Source organism: Flaviflexus huanghaiensis (genome assembly GCF_014118685.1).
Lineage (GTDB): Bacteria > Actinomycetota > Actinomycetes > Actinomycetales > Actinomycetaceae > Flaviflexus > Flaviflexus huanghaiensis.
Genome location: NZ_JACFAK010000015.1, coordinates 1 through 20970 on the forward strand (window position 1 = coordinate 1; position 20970 = coordinate 20970).

The following is a 20970-nucleotide window of genomic DNA, read 5'->3' on the forward strand; positions in this document are numbered from 1 at the left end:
GCCGATCGTCAGCAGGATGTCACGAGGAGGCATCTGCGTCATACCCGACTGCGCACGGAAGTCCGGGGTGATCATCGCCTGGTTCCACTGGATCGGAGTCGGGCGATCAACGATAACGCCGCGGCTCTCCAGCTCCTTCGCCAAACGATCGAGGGCTTCGTTAGCCTTCTCCACCGTCTCCGTGGGGCGCGGGCCCCACATTCCGCGCATCTCCGAGTCGACGGGCACCTTCTCCGAGGTTGCCGGCTCCTCATCGGGGATAACCGAGAAATCAGCCTTGCCGACAATAACCCGCTTTAGCGGATCGAAGTCGTTCCAAGAATTGACAATCTTTGTCATGGTTCCTTCATCTCCTAGTCTCAACACCATTGTCGGTGCTAGCTTCTTCGCGGGATTTCTCCCGCCCGGTCAGAGGGATTCTCCCTCCGGCCAGAAGTTCTTTAGTCGTTCACTTTGAATGTGCTCGGCCTGCCGTCGACGATTCCGCCGTAGTAGCCTCCGGGCGTGATGATCGTGCCTGCCTCGCCGGCAATGATCTTGACGGCGTCTTCGAGCCGACCGATAGCTGCGACGCTGCCTGTCAGTTCGACGAAGCGGCAGGCTGCCTCAACCTTGGGACCCATCGACCCTGCGGCAAAGCCCTTCGACCGCATCATCGCCGGGGTGGCCGAGCGAATCTCGGTTTCCTCCGGGGTTCCATAGTTGTCGAGCACCGCGGGCACGTCCGTGAGGATCATAAACATGTCCGCGTCGAGCGCTTCAGCAAGAACTGAGCCCGTCAGGTCCTTGTCGATGACAGCCTCGATGCCGACTCGGTTGCCGTTCTCGTCACGGATGACGGGGATTCCGCCACCGCCCGAGCACACAACCACTGCTCCCGAGTCGACGAGGGTGCGGATGATCCGCGTCTCGACGATTCGCTGCGGCATCGGGGAGGCCACGACGCGACGCCAGTACTTGCCGTCCTCGCGCATGACCCATCCACGCTCCCGCTCGAACACCTTGGCCTCTTCCTCGGTGTAGACAGCTCCGACGAACTTCGTCGGGTTGTCGAATGCGGGGTCTCCCGCGAGGACGAGGGTTTGGTTGATGATCGATGCGACAGGGCGATCGGGAAGCCTGTTCTGGAGTGACTGAAGCATCCAGTACCCGATCATGCCCTGCGTCATCGCTCCGAGTGTGTCGAAGGGGTAGGGCTCCGACAGCGACTCGTCGTTGGCCGACTGGAGGGCGAGAACGCCGACCTGCGGGCCGTTGCCATGAGTCAGAACGAGTTCGTGATCGTCTGCCAGCAGTCCGAGAGAATCGACAGCCTTCTTGACGTTCTCGATCTGCGGGGCAGCGTCCGGCTTCTGGCCACGCTCAAGGAGAGCGTTGCCGCCGAGGGCTGCGACAATCCTCATCTCACATCTCCCCGAGGGTTGCGACCATGACGGCCTTGATGGTGTGCATGCGGTTCTCGGCCTCGTCGAAGACGAGCGATGCGTCAGACTCGAAGACGTCGTTCGTCACCTCAAGTCCGTTACCCATGCCGGTCTTCTCGAAGATCTCCTGTCCGACCTTCGTCTTCGTGTCGTGGAACGCGGGAAGGCAGTGGAGGAACTTCGCATCCTTGCCGGTCGCGGCGAGGAGTTCCTTGTTGACCTGGTAGGGGCTGAGCTGCTCGATGCGAGCATCCCACACCTCCGCCGGCTCACCCATGGACACCCAGATGTCGGTGTAGATGAAGTCGGCTCCTTCAACACCCTTCTTGGGGTCGTTCTCGTACGTGATCTCCGCACCGGACTTCTCAGCAAGCTTGGCTGCGAGTTCGCGAACCTCGGGAACGGTCTCGAGCTCCTTGGGGCCGACCATCTTGACGTTCATGCCGATGAGGGCGCCTCCGACGAGAAGGGAGTTCGCGACGTTGTTGCGAGTATCGCCAACGAACGCGACGGTGATCTCGTTGTAGGGCTTACCCGATGCCTCGTGCATCGTCAGCTGATCAGCGAGAGTCTGGGTGGGATGCCAGTCATCGGTCAGACCGTTCCACACGGGAACGCCAGCAAGCTCGGCGAGCGTATCGACATGCTCCTGCTTGTGACCGCGGAACTCAATTCCGTCGTAGAAGCGGCCGAGCACTCGAGCGGTGTCCTCAACGGACTCCTTGTGTCCCATCTGCGATCCGCTGGGATCGAGGTACGTGATGCTCGCACCCTGGTCGTAGGCGCCGACTTCAAACGCGCAGCGTGTCCTCGTCGAGGTCTTCTCGAAGATGAGAGCAATGTTCTTGCCCTTGAGGTACTGCGTCTCGGTACCGTTCTTCTTAGCCGCCTTGAGTTCCGCAGCTAGATCAAGCAGGTAGAGCCACTCTTCTTGAGTGAAGTCGATTTCCTTGAGGAAAGACCTGCCCTTGAGGTTGACGGCCATGAGGCTGTGTCCTTTCGATGGTGTGATGGGTGTTATGTCTAAATGTCGTCGCGGATGGTGGGGCAGCTCATGCAGCGAGGTCCACCTCGACCGCGGCCAAGCTCTGCACCGGGAACTGGGATGACCCTGACGCCCTCGGACTCGAGGTACGCGTTCGCCTCGACGTTGCGGTCGTATGCGACGACAACGTTCGGGGCCAGCGCGAGAACGTTGCACGCGTCGTTCCACTGTCCACGCTCGGCAGCGAAGTCGTCCTCGGGAGTCGTGAGAATGCGAACCTCGGGAATGTCGAGCGCTTTCGCGAGTGCCTTGTGCATGTCCTCGCCAGGAGCGGTCTTGACGTCGATGTCTCCAGGACGCGAGCCCTTAGTGACGGTGACGGACGGCAGCATGCCGAGATGCTTGTACTTAAGGAAGGTGTTCTCGTTGACCATCGTCATGACGGTGTCGAGATGCATCTGTGCTCTCTCTTCCTTCATGAGGAGGCCGACAACGCTCGTGGCTTCGCTGTTCCACAGGAGGTTGCGGGCGAGCCGCTCGAAGCCAGCTGCCGTCGTACGCTCGGAAATGCCGATCGCTACTGCGCCGTTGCCGATGACCTCGACGTCGCCGCCTTCGACGGTTGCTGCGCGGTCGGCGAGGCCGCCGGCCCACTTATCGAAACCTTCGTTGCGGAACCTCGGGTGCCAGCGGTAGATGGCTTCAAGGTTGATCGTCTCGCGCATGCGGGCAACCTTCTGCATCGCGTTGATCGAGACCCCGTCGAAGACCCAGCAGGATGGGTCACGGGTGAAGTAGTGGTTCGGCAGGCAACGGAGAACCATGAAGTCATTCTCTGCGCGGGCAAGGTAGGCCGATTCGAGCTTGCCGGTGAGCTCGATGAGCTCCGTCTTCGTGACGCCGGCAATGACCAGTTCTGCGAGGTCCGCAGCCGAGAGGCTATCTGCGTACTCGCGCATGATCCGTGTTCCGGTAACGCCGTACCAGCGCTCCTCGAAGGTCTCGTCGCTAACGTAGTGACGGGCCTCCGGGATTTCGAGCGTCTCGGCGAGGAGCTCCTGGAGGTACAGAACCTCGGCACCCTCATCGCGCATAGCGGCTGCGAACACGTCGTGCTCGGCCTGCGCCTGCTGAGTCCAGAGCACATCGTCGAAGAGTAGCTCGTCTTTATTGGTCGGTGTCAGACGGTCCATTTCCCGTCCGGGGCGGTGGACTATAACCTGCCGCAATTTTCCCACTTCTGATGCGACACGGAATGTCATCGGGGATCCTCTCGTCGTTGAGCTCTGATGGCGCACCGTCAGTATGCGGGAAATTGGTACGCGAGTGCTAGGACGTTAGTACTACCGTACTTAACGTAATGGGGCGCACTTTTTCTCAAGCCTCAGGCACCCTTCCCCCGCAATCATCACTTTGTGGCGTTAAATAGCCGAAACTGGACATTGGTACGGTCTCCTCACCATCTCCCAACACCCCGTGCACATTGTTGCAGAGCCGTTCGCACGTCAGACTGATTGATTTGCCAGGCGACGGGCATAGCATCCGCCGCCCCGACAATCACGCGCGGAAGGGGGCTGTCGGCCTTCCGATTGACGCCCCCACCGGGCGGGCTCAGTTCAGCCGGCGGCTCTTGAAACTGCAGTTGGCCGACTGCGCCCTCGGGAACGAAACTCTCGCCCGGTCACTCCTGGGACGACCCGCCATCATCGTCAAGCCGCCCTTAGCTGTCGCGGGGCGCCATCCGTCAGAAGGGCGACCGTTGTGGCCATCGACCGAGGGACCCGGCGAGCGATGTGCTAATCCTCCTTCGCAACTGATAACGAACTTCGTGCGCTCTACCCCTGCCGTGACGCAACGCCCTCGCCGGTTGTCCTTCTCAAGGTCCGGGTAACGAGAGAGGCTTATTGGCGAGCATGAGGTGCGGTGGATGCGAAATCGAGAGGTGGCCCTAGGATGTCAGGGAGGAGGCCGCCCATGAAACTGTTCTCACCACGGCAGAAGACCAGCCCTACCGCCGAGTCCCCGGCGGCTGTTGGCAATGAGCCGGTGCCGAGCGTCGCTCCTGAGCTGCCGGGCGTCACGTCGGGCGTCCCGCCGTTGCTCGCGAAGTTTGGACTTGGATCGTGGTACCTCATCGGGATCATCATCTTCGTCGCGTTCATCGTTTTCGCGACAGCCAACGTTAACTTCATTTTCGTCACGGTGTTTCTCGCGTTTGTCGCAACATCTGTCCTGAGGCCAATCACGGACCTGCTCGCGCGTTGGTTACCGCGAGCGCTGGCGATGATTCTTAGCCTCGTGCTCGTCATCGGCGCCTTCGCCGGCCTTATCGCCTTCGTCGTTATCTCAGTCCGAAGTGAGTGGGACGACCTCGCCTCGCAGTTCAGTGAGGGCATCGACTCGATCTTCGAGCTGGTGGAGAACGCTCCCCTGCCCTGGAACGTGAGTTCAGATGAGCCGCAACAGTGGATTTCTCAAACGATCGACGATGGAATCGCTTGGATCCAAGAGAACACCGGCGAAATCACATCACAGGTCATGTCGGGCGCGTCTTCTATCGGCCTCGGCATCATGATCCTGTCGCTCGCCACCCTCATCACCGTCTTCTTCCTCATGTCGGGTGCCCAGATGTGGCTGTGGTTCCTCAATGAACTTCCGGACAAGCATCGGGACACAACCCACCGGGCGGCCATGGCGGGATGGCTGGCGTTCTCGGGCTACGCGCGCGGGACGGTCATCATCGGCCTCATCAACGGGGCGCTCGCCTTTCTCCTCCTCATCGTTCTCGGAGTACCACTCGCCGCACCGCTTGCCGTTCTTGTCGTCATCGGAACTTTCATTCCGCTGATCGGAGCGCCTGCCGCGATGATCATCGCAACGATCGTCGCGCTTGCCGCGAACGGTATCGCCGTCGCCTTCATCGTCCTCATCGGCATTGCCCTCATCGGCCAGCTTGAAGGCAATGTCCTCCAACCGCTCATCATGGGCAAGCAGGTTTCGCTTCATCCAACGGTCATCGCCCTCGGCGTCGCGGCTGGCACGCTCCTCGCAGGACTCTTCGGAGCAATTATTGCGATCCCCATTCTGTCCGTTCTCTGGGCGGTCTATAAGGTGCTGCGCAAGCAGGACCCGCCTCGACAAACCTTGCCTGACGTCGACAAGGATGAACTCCTCGAGACCTAGCTCTCGGGCCTTGGACCTTGATTTCCCGCCACAGCGATCCGTCGTAGCGGGACAGCCGGTGGCGGTGTGACCATCGGCGATGTCTGCCAGCCGACATGACTGCGCCAACATCTCACGAGACATCATCTCCTTGCGCACTTCTTGTCTAGACTTGTACAGTCGTTATGTCACCGGTTGTGACCGGACGAGCTTCAAAGGAGAGGACGAATGACGCTCACTGTTGCGGAGTACGCAAAACACTTTGACATGGCACTGCATCTGCAGAGCTCCACCGAGCAGGATATCCGCGCCCATGCACAGGGTGCACGGAAGGCCAATGTGGCCGCCTGTTACACGAACTCCTACTGGACACCCGTCGTGGCCGAGGAGCTCAAAGGCTCCGACATTCACGTCGGCACCGCCATCTCTTTCCCCTACGGGGCCACGTCGACGGCAATGAAGTTCGCCGAAATCGATGAAGGTCTCGACCTGGGCGCGACCGCTGTCGACATGGTTCTCAATATTGGCGAGTTCCGTGATGGCAACGACGCGCTCACAATGCGGGAGCTCGAAGGCCTCGTCGAGCGCTGCGAAGGCCGCGCTATTTCGAAGCTCATCTTCGAGGTCTGCTACCTCACTGACGATGAAATCGCTCGCCTGACCCGCCTGTGCTGCGATGCTGGGATTGACTACGTCAAGACCGCGACGGGGTCGCAGGGCTTCCCCACCGAGTCGCAGGTGAAGATCATGCGCGACAACATCACGAACCCGAAGACGAAGCTCAAGGTGTCGGGCGTGCCTCGCACGTTTGCCATGCCGGCATCTCTCTGGCTTATCGAGAAGATGGGTGTGTCCCTCATCGGTACCAGGTCCGCCGCCAAGCTCGTCGAACAATACGCCGACTACCTCGAGAACGGAGTCTGACATGTCAGAAGAGAAATACCTTGTCGGCATCGATGCCGGCACCACCGGATGCAAGACCGTCGTCTTCGACGCCGACGGCAACCCCCTCGGCGAAGATTACCGGGAGTACCCGACGCTGTTCCCCAAGCCGGGCTGGATCGAACAGTCCTACGATGACATCATCCCGCCGCTCGTCGAGTCCTGCCGCGTTGCCATCAACCAGTCAGGTGTGGACCGCACGAAGATTGCGGGTCTCGCCTTCTCTTCTCAGGCACCGCTGCTCACGATGCTCGATGAGGATGGCTTCCTCATGCGCGACTTCGTCTCGTGGCAGGATCTGCGCGGCGCGCCCTACATTCCGCAGCTCCGCGAGGCCTACGGTGCTGAGGAGTTCTACCAGGAAACCGGCGACCCCCTTGGCACGAACTCAGCTGCGCCGAAGTGGGCGTGGCTACGAGACAACGAGCCGGAGACCTTCGAACGGGCACGCTGGCTTCTGTCGGAGCAGGAATACCTCCTCAAACTGTGGGGCGCCGAGGAATACTGGACCGACCTGTCCTCTGCTTCCCGTGAGGGCATGCTCGACGTCGACACGCTCGAATGGTCAAAGGGCGTCCATGACCTCGTCGGTCTACCCATCGAAAAGCGGGCGAAGATCTCGACCGAGCCCGGTCAGATCGTCGGCAGCATCACGGGCGATATCGCACTCCGTGCAGGACTTCCTGACGGCGTGCCTCTCGCCATCGGCGGCCACGATCAGAACTGTTCGACGTTCGGCGGCGGCGCCGTCAAGGGCGGCGACACAGTCATGGTCATGGGCACCTTCGGCTCCTGCTACGTCGTCATGGACGAGTCCCGCCGCGATCCGCAGCGCAAACTCGTCGTCAAGCCCAATCACGGCATGGGCAACTGGACGATTGAGGCATTCTCGAACACATCAGCCTCCGCGTTCCGCTGGTACCGGGACACGTTTGGCGATCTCGAAACGTCCGCAGGCCGCGTTGTCGGCATCGATCCGTACGACCTCATGACCCGCCAGGCCTCCCGCTCTCCCATCGGCGCCAACGGAGTAACGTTCCTGCCCTACCTCGCAGGTGCCTCCGGCGCCCGTCAGAACGCCAACGCGCGCGGAAACCTCTTCGGCCTGTCACTGTCAACCAACAAGTCGGATGTCGTCCGCGCCGTGCTCGAGGGCATCTGCTTCGAAATGAAGGACGTCATCAACGCCCAGAAGGCTGCAGGCATCGACATCGGCACGATCCGCCTCGTTGGCGGCGCCGCCAAGTCGCCGTTCTGGAGCCAGATGCTGGCGGATTCACTCGGACACCCGATCGAGATCCTCGCGAACAACCAGGCGGGTTGCCTCGGCGCCGCCATGTACGCGGGCGTCGGCGTTGGCGTCTACGACTCCTGCGAGGAAGCCGCCGAACGCGCGGTCAAGGTCTCCGATCGTTACGAGCCGGACCCGGAAACGTCCGCTCAGTACGAGGCCTCGTTCGAGCGTTTTGTCGACTCCTACGATGCACTCGAGGGCAGGGTTTTCTAAACCCCGCGTCGTGCCTCGCGCACAAGACTTCGTCGCGTCCCGATGAAGAGGTGGTGGCCGCCCGTGAGGGCGGCCACCACCTGACGCTCGTTGTGCGCCAGCGGTTAAGGGGTCGGCTTGCCTCCGGTGACACCGAGCGTCTCGCCCGCGACGTAGGAGGCCTCGTCCGACGCGAGGAAGACGTAAGCGCCCGCGAGTTCGACTGGGTGGCCAGCGCGGCCCAGCGGAGTGTCCTGCCCGAAGGACGTGAGCTTCTCCATCGGCTGACCGTAGCTCGGCTGGAGCGGGGTCCAGATCGGGCCGGGGGCGACCGCGTTGACACGGATGCCCTTCGGCGCGAGTTCCTGAGCGAGTCCCTTCGACAGGTTGTTCATCCCTGCCTTCGTCACGGCATAGTCGAGGAGTGTATCCGATGGCTGGTACGCCTGAATCGACGACGTGAAGATGATCGATGAACCCGGCTTCATATGCCGCAGGGCCGCCTTCGTCACGCGGAAGGCGGAGTATATGTTCGACTTCATTGTGAGGTCGAAGTCCTCGTCAGAGATGTTCTCAATCCCGTCATGCCAGATCTGGCGGCTCGCATTGTTGACGAGAATATCGAGACCGCCGAACTCGCGCACGGTCTCCTCGACGATGTGCTCGCACTGCTCGAGCTCCATGAGGTCGCCGGGTAGCGCAACGGCCTTCCGGCCCTCCGCACGGATCGCCTCGAGCACGCGGTCGGCATCCACCTGCTCCTCCGGCAGATATGAGATCGCAACATCCGCGCCCTCTCGGGCGTAGGCGACGGCGACAGCGGCGCCAATCCCCGAATCTCCTCCGGTGATGAGGGCCCGGCGCCCCTTGAGCCGACCATGACCAACGTAGGTGTCGATGCCAATGTCGGCCTGGGGTTCGAGGTCGCGGTCCAGACCCGGATGCTCCTGCTTCTGCTCCGGCGGGTCGACCTTCTTGAAATACTGACGCGGGTCATTCAGTGTCATGATTACCTGCTTTCATTGTGCCGAGCTGATGTGACCGAGCCTATAAAGATCGCGTAGCGAACAAAACCGCTGGTGGGCGCCTATGGGGCGTTTCCCTACGCTATTCGTGAACCCTCGGATATCGCTGGGAGTTCGCGGCGCTGCGCTTGTGAAGCCGAAGCGTCGGAGCCTACCGTTAGCGGTACGTTCAGTTGGGCGATCATTCGCCCGGTCAGGAGGAATCATGGGTGGTAAGCACACCAAGCGCGAGGAAGACGCCGAACTCGAGAAGGTCGCCTCACAGGAGGAGCCCGAAGAGGGCGAGACCACCTCGGAAGCAGAGTCCGACCGCGAGGAGTGATTCTGCCCCTGCTGGGCGGCAGAAAACGTCGTAGGTCCCGGGCGTCGGTGTCGAACCACCGGCGCCCGGGATCACCTTTTTAACCTGATGTCCTCAACGCGGGAGGCGGCAGCATGGATGTCCTCATTCTCGGTGGGACTGGGTTCCTCTCGGGGGAAGCGGCTCGCGCCTTTATTCGGCGTGGCCACGCGGTCACGTGTGCGGCTCGTGGTGTCACCGGCACCGCGCCAAACGGTGCTTCCTTCATTCCGTGGGACCGGGCGACAGCGCCACCCTTCGACCTTCTCGAGCAGTCCCCCGATATTGTTCTCGACATCTCAAGCCACCCGGCACACGTCGGCACCGCGCTCGGGCTCTTCCCCTATGCACGGTGGATCTACATGTCCTCGATCAGCGTTTATCCGGCGATGGCGGAGCCGCTCGGAGGCCCTGCGGACACGGAGACGGCCGAACCAGTGACCGAAGGCGGACCCGAGGATTATCCGGGTCTCAAGGTCGCCTGTGAGCAACTCGTCGATCAGCGATCCCCCAACCACGCCATTGTCCGACCGGGCCTTATCGTCGGACCCGGCGATCCGACGGGACGGTTCACTTACTGGCCGGCGCGGATCGCTGAGGCAGCCGGAGATGGTCTGCCCTATATCGCCCCCGCACTACCGCAAGACCCGATGCAATGGATCGATGTGCGCGACCTCGCGGACTGGATCGTCCGCCTCGCCGAGAGCACCGACATCGGCGTCTGGGAGGCCATCGGCGAGCCCATGCCGCGCGAGACATTTCTCGCCGAGATCTCGACCATCGTCGAGGGGAACCCGACTCCGATCTGGCTCGATGCGGATGTGCTTATCGAGCAGGAGATCGGCTTCTGGAGTGGGGAGCGGGCTCTTCCCATGTACGCACCGATCCCTGAACTCGCGCACATGATGAACAGGGACCCGCAACCCGCCAGGGATCAGGGGCTCGTGACTCGCCCGTTGACGCAGACGGCGCGAGACACGCTGAGAGCTGGCGGGCAGTCGAGCGGCCTATCTCGACCCGACGAGCTTGCCGTCCTGCGCACGCTGGGTTACATCTAGGGCGGCTGCCCGGTCAGAACAATTGGCGGATGTTTGCCTTCGCGAGGTCGATGAGCTCGCTACCCCGCCCATCGAGAACAGTCCTCACCGCGTACACGCTAAAGCCCTTGACCTGTTCCACATCGATCGACGGTGGCAGGGTGAGCTCCTGATCCTCCGTCACGACGTCGAGAAGGGCCGGTCCGTCGTGATTGAGGAACTCGGTCACCGCGGCCTCAAGATCCTTCGGCTTATCAACACGAATGCCCTTGATGCCGATAGCCTCGGCGACGTCGGAGAAGCGCGGGTTTTCGAGCTCGGTCGCGAAGTTGACAACGCCGGCTGCCTTCATTTCCAGCTCAACGAAGTTGAGAGAGGAGTTGTTGTAAACGACGATCTTGATCGGCAGATCGAGCTGGCGCACAGTGAGGAGTTCCCCAAGGAGCATCGACAACCCACCTTCGCCTGCCAGTCCGATGACCTGGCGTTGCGGATCAGACAGCTGGACGCCGATCGCCTGCGGTACAGCGTTCGCCATCGAACCGTGTGTGAAGGATCCGATGAGTCGGCGCCTGCCATTCATCGTCACATAGCGGCACGCCATGACGACGGGTGAGCCGACATCGGGGATAAAGACCGCATCATGAGCCGCTCCCTCGTCGATGAGGCGGGTGAGACGCTGCGGGTGGATCGTCCTGCGGGAGTGTTTCGTCAGGTCGTCCAGTCCCTTCCGTGACTCCTTGTATAGCGTCAGCATCGAATCGAGATGCGTACGTGAGCGTTTCTCATCGATGTGCTTCATGAGAACATCGAGCGTCTCCTTCACTCCGCCGACAAGCGGGATGGCGACGCGCGTGCGCCTACCGATCTGTTCGCCCCTGATGTCGACTTGGATAGTTGTCGCCGCATCCGGGTAGAACTGCGGGTAGGGCAGATCAGTTCCGAGCATGAGGAGCGTATCGGCCTCACGCAGAGCGTGGTAACCCGATTCGAACCCGATTAGGCCGCTCATCCCGACGTCGTACGGGTTGTCGTACTCGATGTGTTCCTTGCCGCGCAGAGCGTGGACGATCGGGGCCTTGAGCCGCTCTGCAGCCCGGACGAGTTCATCATGTGCTCCCGCTGTGCCCGCTCCGGCGAGGATCGTCACCTTCTCTCCCGCGTTCAGTGCCTCCGCCGCACGTGACAGCCTTTCAGCATCCGGATAAACGAGTGAGGGATGGTGGCGGATCTCTTCCGCTTCGGCCTCGATCTCCGTGAGGAGGACGTCGCCGGAGATGACGAGAACGGCAACTCCGCGCTTTGTCAGCGCTTCGCGCATGGCGATGCGAAGGATCCTCGGCATTTGCTCGGGGTTCGACACATGCTCGACGTAGACGCTGCATTCGGCGAAAACCGACTGCGGGTGGGTCTCCTGGAAGTAGCCCGTTCCGATCTCGTGCGAGGGGATGTGAGCGGCGATGGCGAGGACGGGGACGCGGGATCGCTGAGCGTCGTACAGTCCGTTGATGAGGTGGAGGTTTCCTGGCCCGCAGCTTCCCGCACACACGGCAAGTTCCCCGGTCATGGCCGCTTCCGCGGCGGCGGCGAATCCCGCCGCCTCTTCGTGGCGCACGTGGATCCAGTCGAGTTCGCTCTGTCTGATGGCGTCGGTGAAACCATTGAGCGAATCGCCCGGTAGCCCGTACACCCGCTCAACGCCACTCTTCGACAGCGTCTCAACAATTGTCGTTGCGATGGTCGGCATAGTCACTCCTTCAGTGTCGCGCAGTTCACACCCCAACATAGGTCGCCGACCAGGGGAAAGACAGTGGAGGCGCCTCAGGCTCGGAGTTCTGTTCATGCAACTCCAAGGTTTGCCCTCGTTCACCCGTGGACGACGGCGGTGCAACGTCGGGTCTCGGGGCAATGGACCGTGCCCCGGCAAGCCGGGGCACGGAGAGAGTATGGATAAGGGCCGCTAGCTACGAGCCTCGTACTGGCGCACGCGGTCGGTGATGCCGGTAAACCGGAAGGGTGCGGCTGTGACGATGGGAGTTTCGACGTTGTCCGATTCTCCGATGTAGTTGGCGTGGAGGTCCCGGTACTCCTCGAACGTGAGCGGGACACGACGGTCGAGGGACTGGGTCACGTTTTCCGGGTGGAGGTAATCCGAGTAGCCCTCCTGGACGACAGCTGTGAAGAACTCAGCGACAGAGCCGGACCCGTACGAGAACAGGCCGAGCCGCCTACCTTCGAGAGCGTCGCCAGCGTGAAGTTGGGCGACGAGCCCGAAATAGAGGGACGCCGTGTAGGAGTTGCCGATGCGGCGGTTGTAGACCATCGATTGCTCAATGAGGTCATCTCCAAGCGGCAAACCGACGTGCTCAGCGAGCCGGCTGTGGGCCTTCCTCGCCATCTTCGTGAACGGCTGATGGTGCATGAAACGATCGATGTCGGTGATAGAGAGACCTCGCTGGGCGACAAGATCGTCCCACGCCCCGACGTTGGCATCCATGTACGCATCGAGGGAGAGCTTGCCCTCAACAAATGGGGTGGAGGAGTCGTTCGGTCGCCAGAAGTCGTTGACGTCGGATGTGTAGACGCCTGACCCGGGCTCGATGACAACAAGGTTCGGATCAGCGGCCACGAGCATGGCGACGGCGCCAGCGCCCTGCGTGGGTTCACCACCGGTTCCCACCGCATAACGGGCAACATCGGCGGTGATGACAAGTACCTGGTCCTCGGGGTAGCGCGCGACCTGATTGACTGCGGCCTGGAGTGCGGCTGTTCCCGAGTAGCAGGCCTGCTTGAACTCGACAGTGCGCACGGTGTGTGGCAGTCCGAGCAAACCGTGCACGAAGACGCCTGCAGCCTTGGACTGGTCGATGCCGGTCTCGGTTGCGAAAAGGACGGAGCGGATCCTTGTCCGGTCGTTACGGCTTAGCACGCGGGAGGCCGCTTCCGCCGCCATCGTCACGATGTCTTCGTCGGGAGCTGGGACCGAGAACTCGTCCTGGCCAAGCCCCTTCTCGTATTTCGCCGGGTCAACGCCAAGCGCCTGTGCCATCTCGTCGAGGTCGAGAACGTAGTGGGCTGTGGCGACATCGAGGTCGTGAATCCCAATGATCATGACGGATCTCCTTCCATCCCGCTCCGCGAGGAGCTGTGGTCCGTGCCCCGTTCGAGGGACACGTGGGCGGCCATGAGTTCGCCCGGGTTGGTCTGTGCAGCGAGTAGCGATAGTTCGCCGCACAGGACGGTGCCAGCAATGAGGGCCGCGAGGCGCCTGCTGTTCTCGCCCGGCTCGCGCTCCTCGCGAAGACCGAGCCTGCCCATTGCCTCGTCGACATGGGCAAGATGCTTGCCGTTGCCGACAGTTCCGACGATGAGGTGCGGGAGCGAGCACCCGAAGTAGAGCCCCTCGGGGCGGTTCTCCGCGTACGTCAAGCCCTGCGAGCCTTCGACGATGTTCGCCGCATCCTGGCCCGTCGCCAGATAGAACGCGAGGAGCATGTTCGCGAAGTGGGCGTTAGCTGAGCGCAGGGCGCCCGCGATCGTCGAACCGACGTAGTTCTTGCGGATCACGAGCTCGCTCACCCTCTCCGCCGTTGTCTTAAGGGTGCTGGCGACGATGTCGTGCGGGATGAGGATGTCGGCCTGGACGTTGCGGCCCCGCCCGAGCACACCGTTGACAGCGGAGGGCTTCTTGTCCGTGCAGTAATTGCCCGAGATCGAGCCATAGCCAAGGCCAAGCCCCCAGGAGATGATCTCTGACATGAGAGCATCTGACGCGGCGGTCGCCATGTTGTGGCCGGAGGCGTCCCCCGTTGTGAAGGCGAAACGGACGAAGAGCAGGCTACCGACGATCTCGGGGTGGATCTCGACGAGCTTTGCGAAGCGCGAACCGCGTGACACAACATCCTGCAGGTCATCGAAGCGGGCGTGAATGGCGAGGGAGGCCTGGTGGGCGTCGGCCGCACTACGCGCCGTGAAGAGGACCGAACGCGTCATCCTCTCACCCACGACCGTCGTCACGATGCCGCCGTCGACCTGGCGGGACACCTTGGCCCCGCGCCCGACGGACGGCCACAGCGGGGTCTCGTAGGTCGCGAGCGGGACCTCCCACTCCCCGTTGACGGCGCCCGAAAACCGAATCGGCCCCACCCAGCGGGTGGGAATCGCCGTGACTGTTGTGTCGGAGTATGTGCTCATCTCGCCTCCCGGCTTCGTGTGGCAAGCGTGGCCGGGTCGAGGCCACGCAGGCGCGCGAACTCTCCGGACTCGCCGCGGATTAGCAGATCGGTTCGTTCCAGCTCCCCCGGGGTCGCGGCCCCCATGAGTGCCATCATCTCCCCGATCCTTGTCGTCCAGGCGTCGATCATCTCGATCAGCCCGTCAGCTCCGTCATCGAGAGCCACCTTGAGGAACGTGCCGGCCATGCCGACTGCGCGGGCTCCGAGGGCGAGGGATTTCACGACGTCGAAGGGGGTGCGCACCCCACCCGAGGCGAGGACGGTGAAGTTCGGATCGGCCGTGGGACCGACGTAGCCCTCGGCGAGGGCGTCGAGGAGGCATTGAATGGCCGAACTTCCGTACCCGTTGAGGTAGGAGTAGTCGTCGTGCCCGCCACCACGGCGGTCGTTTTCAATCTTCGCGAAATCCGTGCCTCCCGAACCTGCGACGTCCGCGATCCGTACTCCCGCATCCTTCAGCTGGCCGAGGGTCACAGCTGATAGTCCGAAGCCGACCTCCTTGACAATGACAGGCACGTCGAGGCCGGAGGCGATCTGCTCGATGAGGGAAAGCCAGGATGAGAACTCGCGAGAACCCTCGGGCATGACGGTCTCTTGGACGGAGTTGAGATGAAGCTGAAGGCCGTCGGCTGACAGAAGGTCGACCGCCCGTTTCGCATCGTCAAGACTTCGACCCGCCCCGATATTGGCAAAGACGATGCCGTTCGGGTTTTCCTCGCGGATGATGGTGAAACTTCCTGCCGCACTCGGATCGTCGAGCGCAATGCCGACCGATCCGGACGCCATGGGGATACCGGTGTGGGCAGCAGCGGCAGCAAGCGCCCGGTTGATTGTCAGCGCCGTATCAGTCCCGCCCGTCATCCCGTTGATGTAGAAGGGGGCCGGGAAGGTCCATGGGCCCACCGTCACGCTCACGTCGACCTTGTCGCGGTCGATTCCGGCGAGGGCGTGGTGGATGATGTCGACATCGTCGTAGCCTCGGTGACCCGCGGGGCGGTCCTGCTGCCCCGCGGCGAGACGGATGTGGTCTTCCTTGCGGTCCGCGCTCATGCGTCTGCCTCCTGTACCTTGAGATCCAGCGGCACGATCCCTGCGCCTTCCCATGCCCTTAACAGTTCCGGATCCGCCGAGCCGAGGGCGATGCCGCAGTCGCCGCCGCCCGCCCCGGATAGCTTTGCGGCTGCTCCACGCGCTTCTGCAAGATCGCACAGGGCGGCAAGCCTGTCGGTCTCGATGGCGATGCCGGTCGTTGCCTGGAGCCGGCGCAGGTTCTGACGTGCCTCACGCACCGCGCGCTGCGCAGTGTCGGAATCCCCATCGTCAAGTGCGGTTGCAAGGGACTGGACGATGCTGTCGGACTCGGTGAGGAATGACGAGAAATCCGATGGGTTCGCCCGCGTCACTCCATCGACAAGTGACTGGGTCGAGGCTGGTGAACCGGACCAGCCAACCATGAGGTCAAGGGTGGGCGCCGGTAGCGGACGCACTTCGAAGCCCTGCCACCCGGGCGATTTCAGCGCCTCGGATACCGTACTTTCCGCGGCGAGGATGGCGCGGTCGGGTGAGCGATAGAAGATCCAACCGCCGAAGGTTGAGGCGGCAACGTCGCCGCCGGAGGCTCGGGGCGACTGGGCGATTGTTGCAAGAAGTGCGAGTTTCGTTCTCTTGATCGCGGACAGTCCGAGGCCGTACACGTCATTCATCGCCGCGATCGTGGCGACGACAACGGCCGCTGAGGAGCCGAGTCCGAACTTCCTGCCATTGTCTTCCAGCTCCGATTCGATGGTGAGGTCGAACGTGAGTGGCGCGAGCCCGCGCTCCTCCCGGAGCCGCTCGATCACGTCAATGGCGCGGGTGACGTAACTGTGACGGCTGGCGGTGACAACGCCGTTCTCGAAGCGCCACTCGAGCGCGGGTCTGCCCGCGGAGTGAATTCGGGAGAGACCCGAGGATTCGGTCACCGTGACAGTGATGTGCCGGTCGACAGCAACGAGGATGGCAGGATGGCGGGGCTCAACGACGGCGTACTCTCCTGCGATGAAGAGCTTGCCTGGAGCGCGGGCCGTGATCACTCGTCGTCTCCGATAAGGCGGGCACCGGGCCCGGGCCTAAGGATCTTCGTTTCCCCGGTGGCAAGTGGCCGGAGCCGGTCCGCAACGGACTCGGCGAGCTCGGGTAGCGTGACGGCGAAGACATTCGGTCCCGCATCCGCCGTCGCATACGCTTCGATGCCATCTGCTCTCATGGCCGCGATCTCGTCGAAGATCGCGATCGAGGCCGGTGTGAGGTAGCGGATCGACGGCTGGGAGGCGGCGATAACCGCGTGCATCCGAATCGCATGGTTCTCGGACAACTCTCCGATTCTCGTGAAATCGCCAGCCGCACACGCTCCGATCATGTCGCGCAACGTCACGGCCGTTGAGGAAACCCAGGCATGGTAGAACGGGGAAGTTGTCTGGGTCGCCACCATGCCACTCCGCGAGGAGACGGCCTTCTTTCCGGTTGCGACGGGCACCGAGACCATTGCCATGTCGGGAGCCTCGATCTGTTCGGCGTACGAGCTCTCATCATCACCCGGGTACCACACGGCGAAACGGTCGATGAGGGAGCGGCTGGCGGATCCAGATCCGCGCCGGGCAAGGCGACTCAGCTCCCGGGTGTCCATCCGAAGGCCATACGCCGCGCTGGCAGCAACCGCGAGCGCCGCGAATCCAGAGGCGGACGATGCCATGCCGGCCGCAGTCGGACCTTCGTTGACCGACACAACACGTGCGGAATAGTGGGCTGTATCGAGCCCGACGACTCGCGCGTAACTGCGGACAAGCTCAAGGAATGTCGTGACGCGGTCGGCTGACCGTCCGAGCTGTTCCACATCGTTGAGCCTGAACTCGTCCTCGCCGTCGACGAGCGTCACTGTCGTCGTTGTCGAGTAATCATCGAGAGTCATCGACAGTGACCCGGCAGCGGGAAGGATGAGGTCCTCATCAGCCTTGCCCCAGTATTTGACGAGGGCAATGTTCGGGTAGGCCCGTGCAGTGGTCACTCATTCTCCTTTTGTCCACCCGGAAGGGTTGTCCTCAATATCTGTACGGCACCTGCCGCCTCCATGGCAGCGCTGATCGAATCCGCAGCATCCGGCTCAACGAGCGCGAGGACACATCCGCCGAGGCCCGAACCCGTGAGCTTCGCGCCGTGGGCGCCGCTGTCTGCTGCCGCTGCGACGAGCGCGTCAAGCGCCGGGGCGGATACGCCAAGGCGAGCGAGCTGCTCGTGGCCGGAGAACATCGTTGCCCCTAGCCGGGCGGCGTCCCCCTCCCCTAGGGCGTCGATCGCGATGTCGGACAGTGAGGCGAGAGAGTCGACGATGCTCTCGACAAGGGACGGCCGTGCCTCCTTCAGCATCCGCACACCGCCAACCGCGGCGGACGTCGATCCGGATGTGCCGGAGTCTGCAACAACAAGTGTCATGGGGGCGGCCACTCGAACGGGGGTGGGCACGCCGGCCTGGAAGCGAACGGGCGCCAGCGACCGGACCGCGTGAGCATCAAGCCCTGATGACGTGCCGTGGGCAACGTGTTCGGCGATTTGAACAAGCTCAAACGTCTCGTCCGGGGAGAGCGCAATCCCCGCGGCAGTGCTCACGGCCCGCACCATCGCGGCCGCCACGGCCGCGGACGAGCCGAGCCCTCGTTCGAGCGGGATAGTCGAGGAGATGACGATCTCGAACGTGTCAGCGCTGAGCCCGACTCGGTCCGCTGTCGCCCGGAGGGCGGTGATAACGGGACGGAGCTTCGCAGGTGCCGCTTCGAGCGGGCCGGTGTAGAGGTCGGAGCTGATCGACCCGTGACCTGCTTCGCGAACGCTCGCTGTAGTCTGCAGGTCGAGAAGGGGAAGGGCGATGGCGGGCGCGCCGTACACGACGGAATGCTCGCCCATGAGAATGGCTTTACCGTGGGCACTGCCGAGCCCACCGCGGGAGGGGGCGCGCAACTGTGGCGGGGCCTCGGGTGTCGATCGGACGCTGTGAGAATCAGGCAAGTGCATACTCGCTTACGCGGCCGACCCTGCGGTCCGCCAGTTCGGTCGATGGTTGACTACTCAACGCTACACAATCGGCCCACCAGCGTACTATGAGCTTCGCTATAAGCGGGGAATGGTGCCCACCATCTCTACCCGGGCCCGCGCGGGCTTCCTAGACTGGAAAGGACCGCCCACCGGCGGTCTCGTTATGTCTTCTTCAGGGATGTCGCATGCTTCTCACCATTCTATTCATCATCGGCATTACCGCCGAGGCCATGACCGGCGCCCTTGCCGCTGGTCGGCAGAAGATGGACCTGTTCGGGGTGACGATGGTGGCGTGCGTGACCGCACTTGGGGGCGGCTCAGTCCGTGACATGCTGCTCGGCCACTATCCGCTCGTCTGGGTCGAGAACCCGCACTATCTCATCATCCTCGTCGCCGCCGCCATCATCACCGTCCTCACCTCTCCGCTCATGAAGTACTTCCGGGTGCTGTTTCTCGTGCTCGACTCGGTCGGCTTGGCCGTGTTCACGGTATTCGGCATTCGGATCGCACTCGAGATGGGGTACGGATTCGTCATCGCCCTCGTCTCCGGCCTTATTACGGGGGTTATGGGCGGCATCCTTCGCGACATTCTGTGCAACCGGATCCCGCTCGTCTTCCACAAGGAGCTGTACGCCTCCGTCGTTCCGCTCGGCGTCATCGTCTATCTCGGCTTTGAGGAGCTCGGAATCTCCGAGGACATCACCGTTGTCACGACCCTTCTCACGATCTTCATCGTCCGCATCCTCGCGATCTACTTCAAACTCAGCCTGCCCGTCTTCGACTATCAGGAGAGCCAGCCGCCCCGCCTCGATCGGAATAAGATCTGGAACTTCCCGCGGACATCGACGCGGCGGAGCTACAGCCTGACCAATCCGTTCAAGAGGCGGCACCGAAAGACGGCCGGTGCGGATGTCGCAGTCGAATCGACCGGCAGCGCGCTGTCAGCGGAGACACCCGACTGACGCGCCGCCCGCTGTGGCAGAGGCTAGCCTAGACCCCGACAGGAGGGATCCACATGCGCCGACTCAGCCAGCAACAGGCACGCGGCCTCGCCATCCGCGCTCAGCACCTCGAGCGGATCTCCCCCGCCTCTACTCGGGCAGACGTCGCGTCGATGGTGAAGAAGATGGGAGTGCTGCAGATCGACACCGTCAACGTTCTCGTTCGGGCCCACTATTTCCCGCTCTATTCCCGGCTCGGCCCCTACGAGACGACGCTCCTTGACGACGCCGCATCGAAGCCGCCGCGGCTTGTCTTTGAACAGTGGGGCCACGAGGCCTGCTTCGTCCCGCCCGCGACACACCGGCTCCTCTCCGGGTTCCGGCGCCGCTGGTCCGGCGGCAACATCGAAGCACATCCGGGGGCTGACTGGCTCGCGCAACGGATCACGGACTACCTGAAGACGAGGACGGCAACTGCCCCGCAGGTCAGCGCCTGGCTCGGCACACAGGATCTCACCCCGGAGGAAGCCGACCTTATCGAACAGCGTACCGGGTTCGACTGGTCGCGGAACGCCGTCAAGGTCATGCTCGAAAACCTCTTTGACCGCGACATCCTCGCAAGCGCGGGCCGCACCCACCACTTCCATCGGATCTATGGCGCCCGGACACGCATGCTACCGAACACGGCTGGCGATCCGCCCGATCTCCAGACCGCCCTGACAGCGCTCACGAAGCTGTCCCTCACGAAAGTCGGCATCGGCACGGCCGCAACTATTGCGGACTTCTTTCGCCTACCGATGACGAGCGTGCGCCCGGTGCTGAACGCACTCATCGACTCAGGACAGGCAGTCCCCGTCGAGGTGGATGGGATGAAGGATGCGGTCATGGACGGGTCGGCCAGCATCCCACGGGCGGTGCGCGGCACGACCTTCCTCTCGCCCTTCGACCCCCTCATCTTCGAGCGCCGGCGTGCGCTCGCACTCTTTGGCCTCGATTACAGGATCGGGATCTACACCCCTGCTCCACAGCGGACTCGCGGCTACTATTCGCTACCCCTTCTTCACAACGGAACGATTCCGGCGCGAGCAGATCTCGCGCTCGACAGACAGAGCTCGCGCCTTCTTGTTGCGGGAGCCTGGTACGAGCCGAATGGCGAGAGTCCGGAAACCGACCGTGCGCTCGCAGGTGAGATCGAGCGGCTCGCCGGCTGGCTCGGCGCAACGAGCATCGCGGTCACGGACGGGTTGGGCGATGCGATGAGCGAGCTGAGGACGCGCTTGTAGAAACGGCGCCGTGGCGGCCAGCTGGTCACCCGGGCGTTCTTTCGG

At 62.8% G+C, this 20970-nt stretch carries 17 protein-coding genes and 1 pseudogene; 6 read left to right on the forward strand and 12 right to left on the reverse strand.

All coding sequences use genetic code 11. From position 1 onward, the window contains the following. The 4 genes and pseudogenes from H7E91_RS10035 to H7E91_RS10050 all read right to left on the reverse strand — a co-directional run. Positions 1–339, reverse strand: a pseudogene (locus H7E91_RS10035) (serine/threonine protein kinase); the annotation flags it as partial. Positions 340–440: 101 nt separating this feature from the next. Further along, the gene (gene arcC, locus H7E91_RS10040) at positions 441–1403 is read right to left on the reverse strand and encodes a carbamate kinase (RefSeq protein ID WP_182354967.1); all 963 of its coding nucleotides are present in this window, start codon (positions 1401–1403) and stop codon (positions 441–443) included. Between the two features lies 1 nt (position 1404). Then, positions 1405–2409, reverse strand: coding sequence for an ornithine carbamoyltransferase (gene argF / locus H7E91_RS10045; protein ID WP_182354968.1), 1005 nt, complete (start codon positions 2407–2409; stop codon positions 1405–1407). Positions 2410–2447: 38 nt separating this feature from the next. Beyond that, on the reverse strand, positions 2448–3671 hold the full coding sequence (locus H7E91_RS10050) for an arginine deiminase (protein ID WP_182354969.1): 1224 nt from the start codon (positions 3669–3671) through the stop codon (positions 2448–2450). A gap of 928 nt (positions 3672–4599) precedes the next feature. Between H7E91_RS10050 and H7E91_RS10055 the strand changes: the two genes are divergently transcribed. The 3 genes from H7E91_RS10055 (at position 4600) to H7E91_RS10065 (ending at position 8020) form a co-directional block, all read left to right on the forward strand. Beyond that, positions 4600–5592 (forward strand): AI-2E family transporter, encoded by a 993-nt coding sequence (locus H7E91_RS10055; RefSeq protein ID WP_422111042.1) that lies wholly within the window; start codon positions 4600–4602, stop codon positions 5590–5592. 207 nt (positions 5593–5799) lie between these two features. Then, positions 5800–6495, forward strand: coding sequence for a deoxyribose-phosphate aldolase (gene deoC, locus H7E91_RS10060; protein ID WP_182354971.1), 696 nt, complete (start codon positions 5800–5802; stop codon positions 6493–6495). A gap of 1 nt (position 6496) precedes the next feature. Then, the gene (locus tag H7E91_RS10065; protein ID WP_182354972.1) at positions 6497–8020 is read left to right on the forward strand and encodes a xylulokinase; all 1524 of its coding nucleotides are present in this window, start codon (positions 6497–6499) and stop codon (positions 8018–8020) included. Positions 8021–8124: 104 nt separating this feature from the next. Here the strand turns inward: H7E91_RS10065 and H7E91_RS10070 are convergent, their stop codons facing one another. Further along, the gene (locus H7E91_RS10070; protein ID WP_182354973.1) at positions 8125–9006 is read right to left on the reverse strand and encodes an SDR family oxidoreductase; all 882 of its coding nucleotides are present in this window, start codon (positions 9004–9006) and stop codon (positions 8125–8127) included. Between the two features lie 453 nt (positions 9007–9459). On the opposite strand from H7E91_RS10070, the gene H7E91_RS10075 reads away from it, so the two are divergent. After that, a complete protein-coding gene (locus tag H7E91_RS10075) occupies positions 9460–10422 on the forward strand; it encodes an NAD-dependent epimerase/dehydratase family protein (protein ID WP_182354974.1) in 963 nt (320 codons plus the stop codon). Between the two features lie 13 nt (positions 10423–10435). Here H7E91_RS10075 and poxB read toward each other — a convergent pair whose 3' ends face one another. The 7 genes from poxB to mvk all read right to left on the reverse strand — a co-directional run bounded on the left by poxB (position 10436) and on the right by mvk (position 18674). Beyond that, positions 10436–12148, reverse strand: coding sequence for a ubiquinone-dependent pyruvate dehydrogenase (gene poxB / locus H7E91_RS10080; protein ID WP_182354975.1), 1713 nt, complete (start codon positions 12146–12148; stop codon positions 10436–10438). 213 nt (positions 12149–12361) lie between these two features. Continuing rightward, positions 12362–13513, reverse strand: coding sequence for a hydroxymethylglutaryl-CoA synthase (locus H7E91_RS10085; protein WP_182354976.1), 1152 nt, complete (start codon positions 13511–13513; stop codon positions 12362–12364). Next, positions 13510–14595: a hydroxymethylglutaryl-CoA reductase gene (locus tag H7E91_RS10090; RefSeq protein ID WP_182354977.1), complete on the reverse strand. Its 1086-nt coding sequence runs from the start codon at positions 14593–14595 to the stop codon at positions 13510–13512. Before H7E91_RS10090 ends, H7E91_RS10085 begins: the two co-directional genes overlap by 4 nt. Further along, positions 14592–15686: a type 2 isopentenyl-diphosphate Delta-isomerase gene (gene fni, locus H7E91_RS10095; RefSeq protein ID WP_182354978.1), complete on the reverse strand. Its 1095-nt coding sequence runs from the start codon at positions 15684–15686 to the stop codon at positions 14592–14594. Before fni ends, H7E91_RS10090 begins: the two co-directional genes overlap by 4 nt. After that, positions 15683–16708 carry a phosphomevalonate kinase gene (locus H7E91_RS10100; RefSeq protein ID WP_182354979.1) on the reverse strand — a complete coding sequence of 342 codons (1026 nt, stop codon included), beginning with the start codon at positions 16706–16708 and terminating at the stop codon, positions 15683–15685. The genes fni and H7E91_RS10100 overlap by 4 nt, the downstream gene beginning before the upstream one ends. Then, positions 16705–17679, reverse strand: a complete 975-nt coding sequence (mvaD, locus tag H7E91_RS10105; RefSeq protein ID WP_182354980.1) for a diphosphomevalonate decarboxylase — start codon at positions 17677–17679, stop codon at positions 16705–16707. The genes H7E91_RS10100 and mvaD overlap by 4 nt, the downstream gene beginning before the upstream one ends. Beyond that, positions 17676–18674, reverse strand: coding sequence for a mevalonate kinase (gene mvk / locus H7E91_RS10110; protein WP_241698536.1), 999 nt, complete (start codon positions 18672–18674; stop codon positions 17676–17678). The genes mvaD and mvk overlap by 4 nt, the downstream gene beginning before the upstream one ends. Positions 18675–18886: 212 nt before the next feature. On the opposite strand from mvk, the gene H7E91_RS10115 reads away from it, so the two are divergent. Further along, complete coding sequence (locus H7E91_RS10115) at positions 18887–19663, forward strand: trimeric intracellular cation channel family protein (RefSeq protein ID WP_182354982.1); 777 nt, start codon at positions 18887–18889, stop codon at positions 19661–19663. A gap of 53 nt (positions 19664–19716) precedes the next feature. After that, positions 19717–20925, forward strand: a complete 1209-nt coding sequence (locus tag H7E91_RS10120; protein WP_182354983.1) for a winged helix-turn-helix domain-containing protein — start codon at positions 19717–19719, stop codon at positions 20923–20925. The last annotated feature ends 45 nt before the right edge of the window (positions 20926–20970 follow it).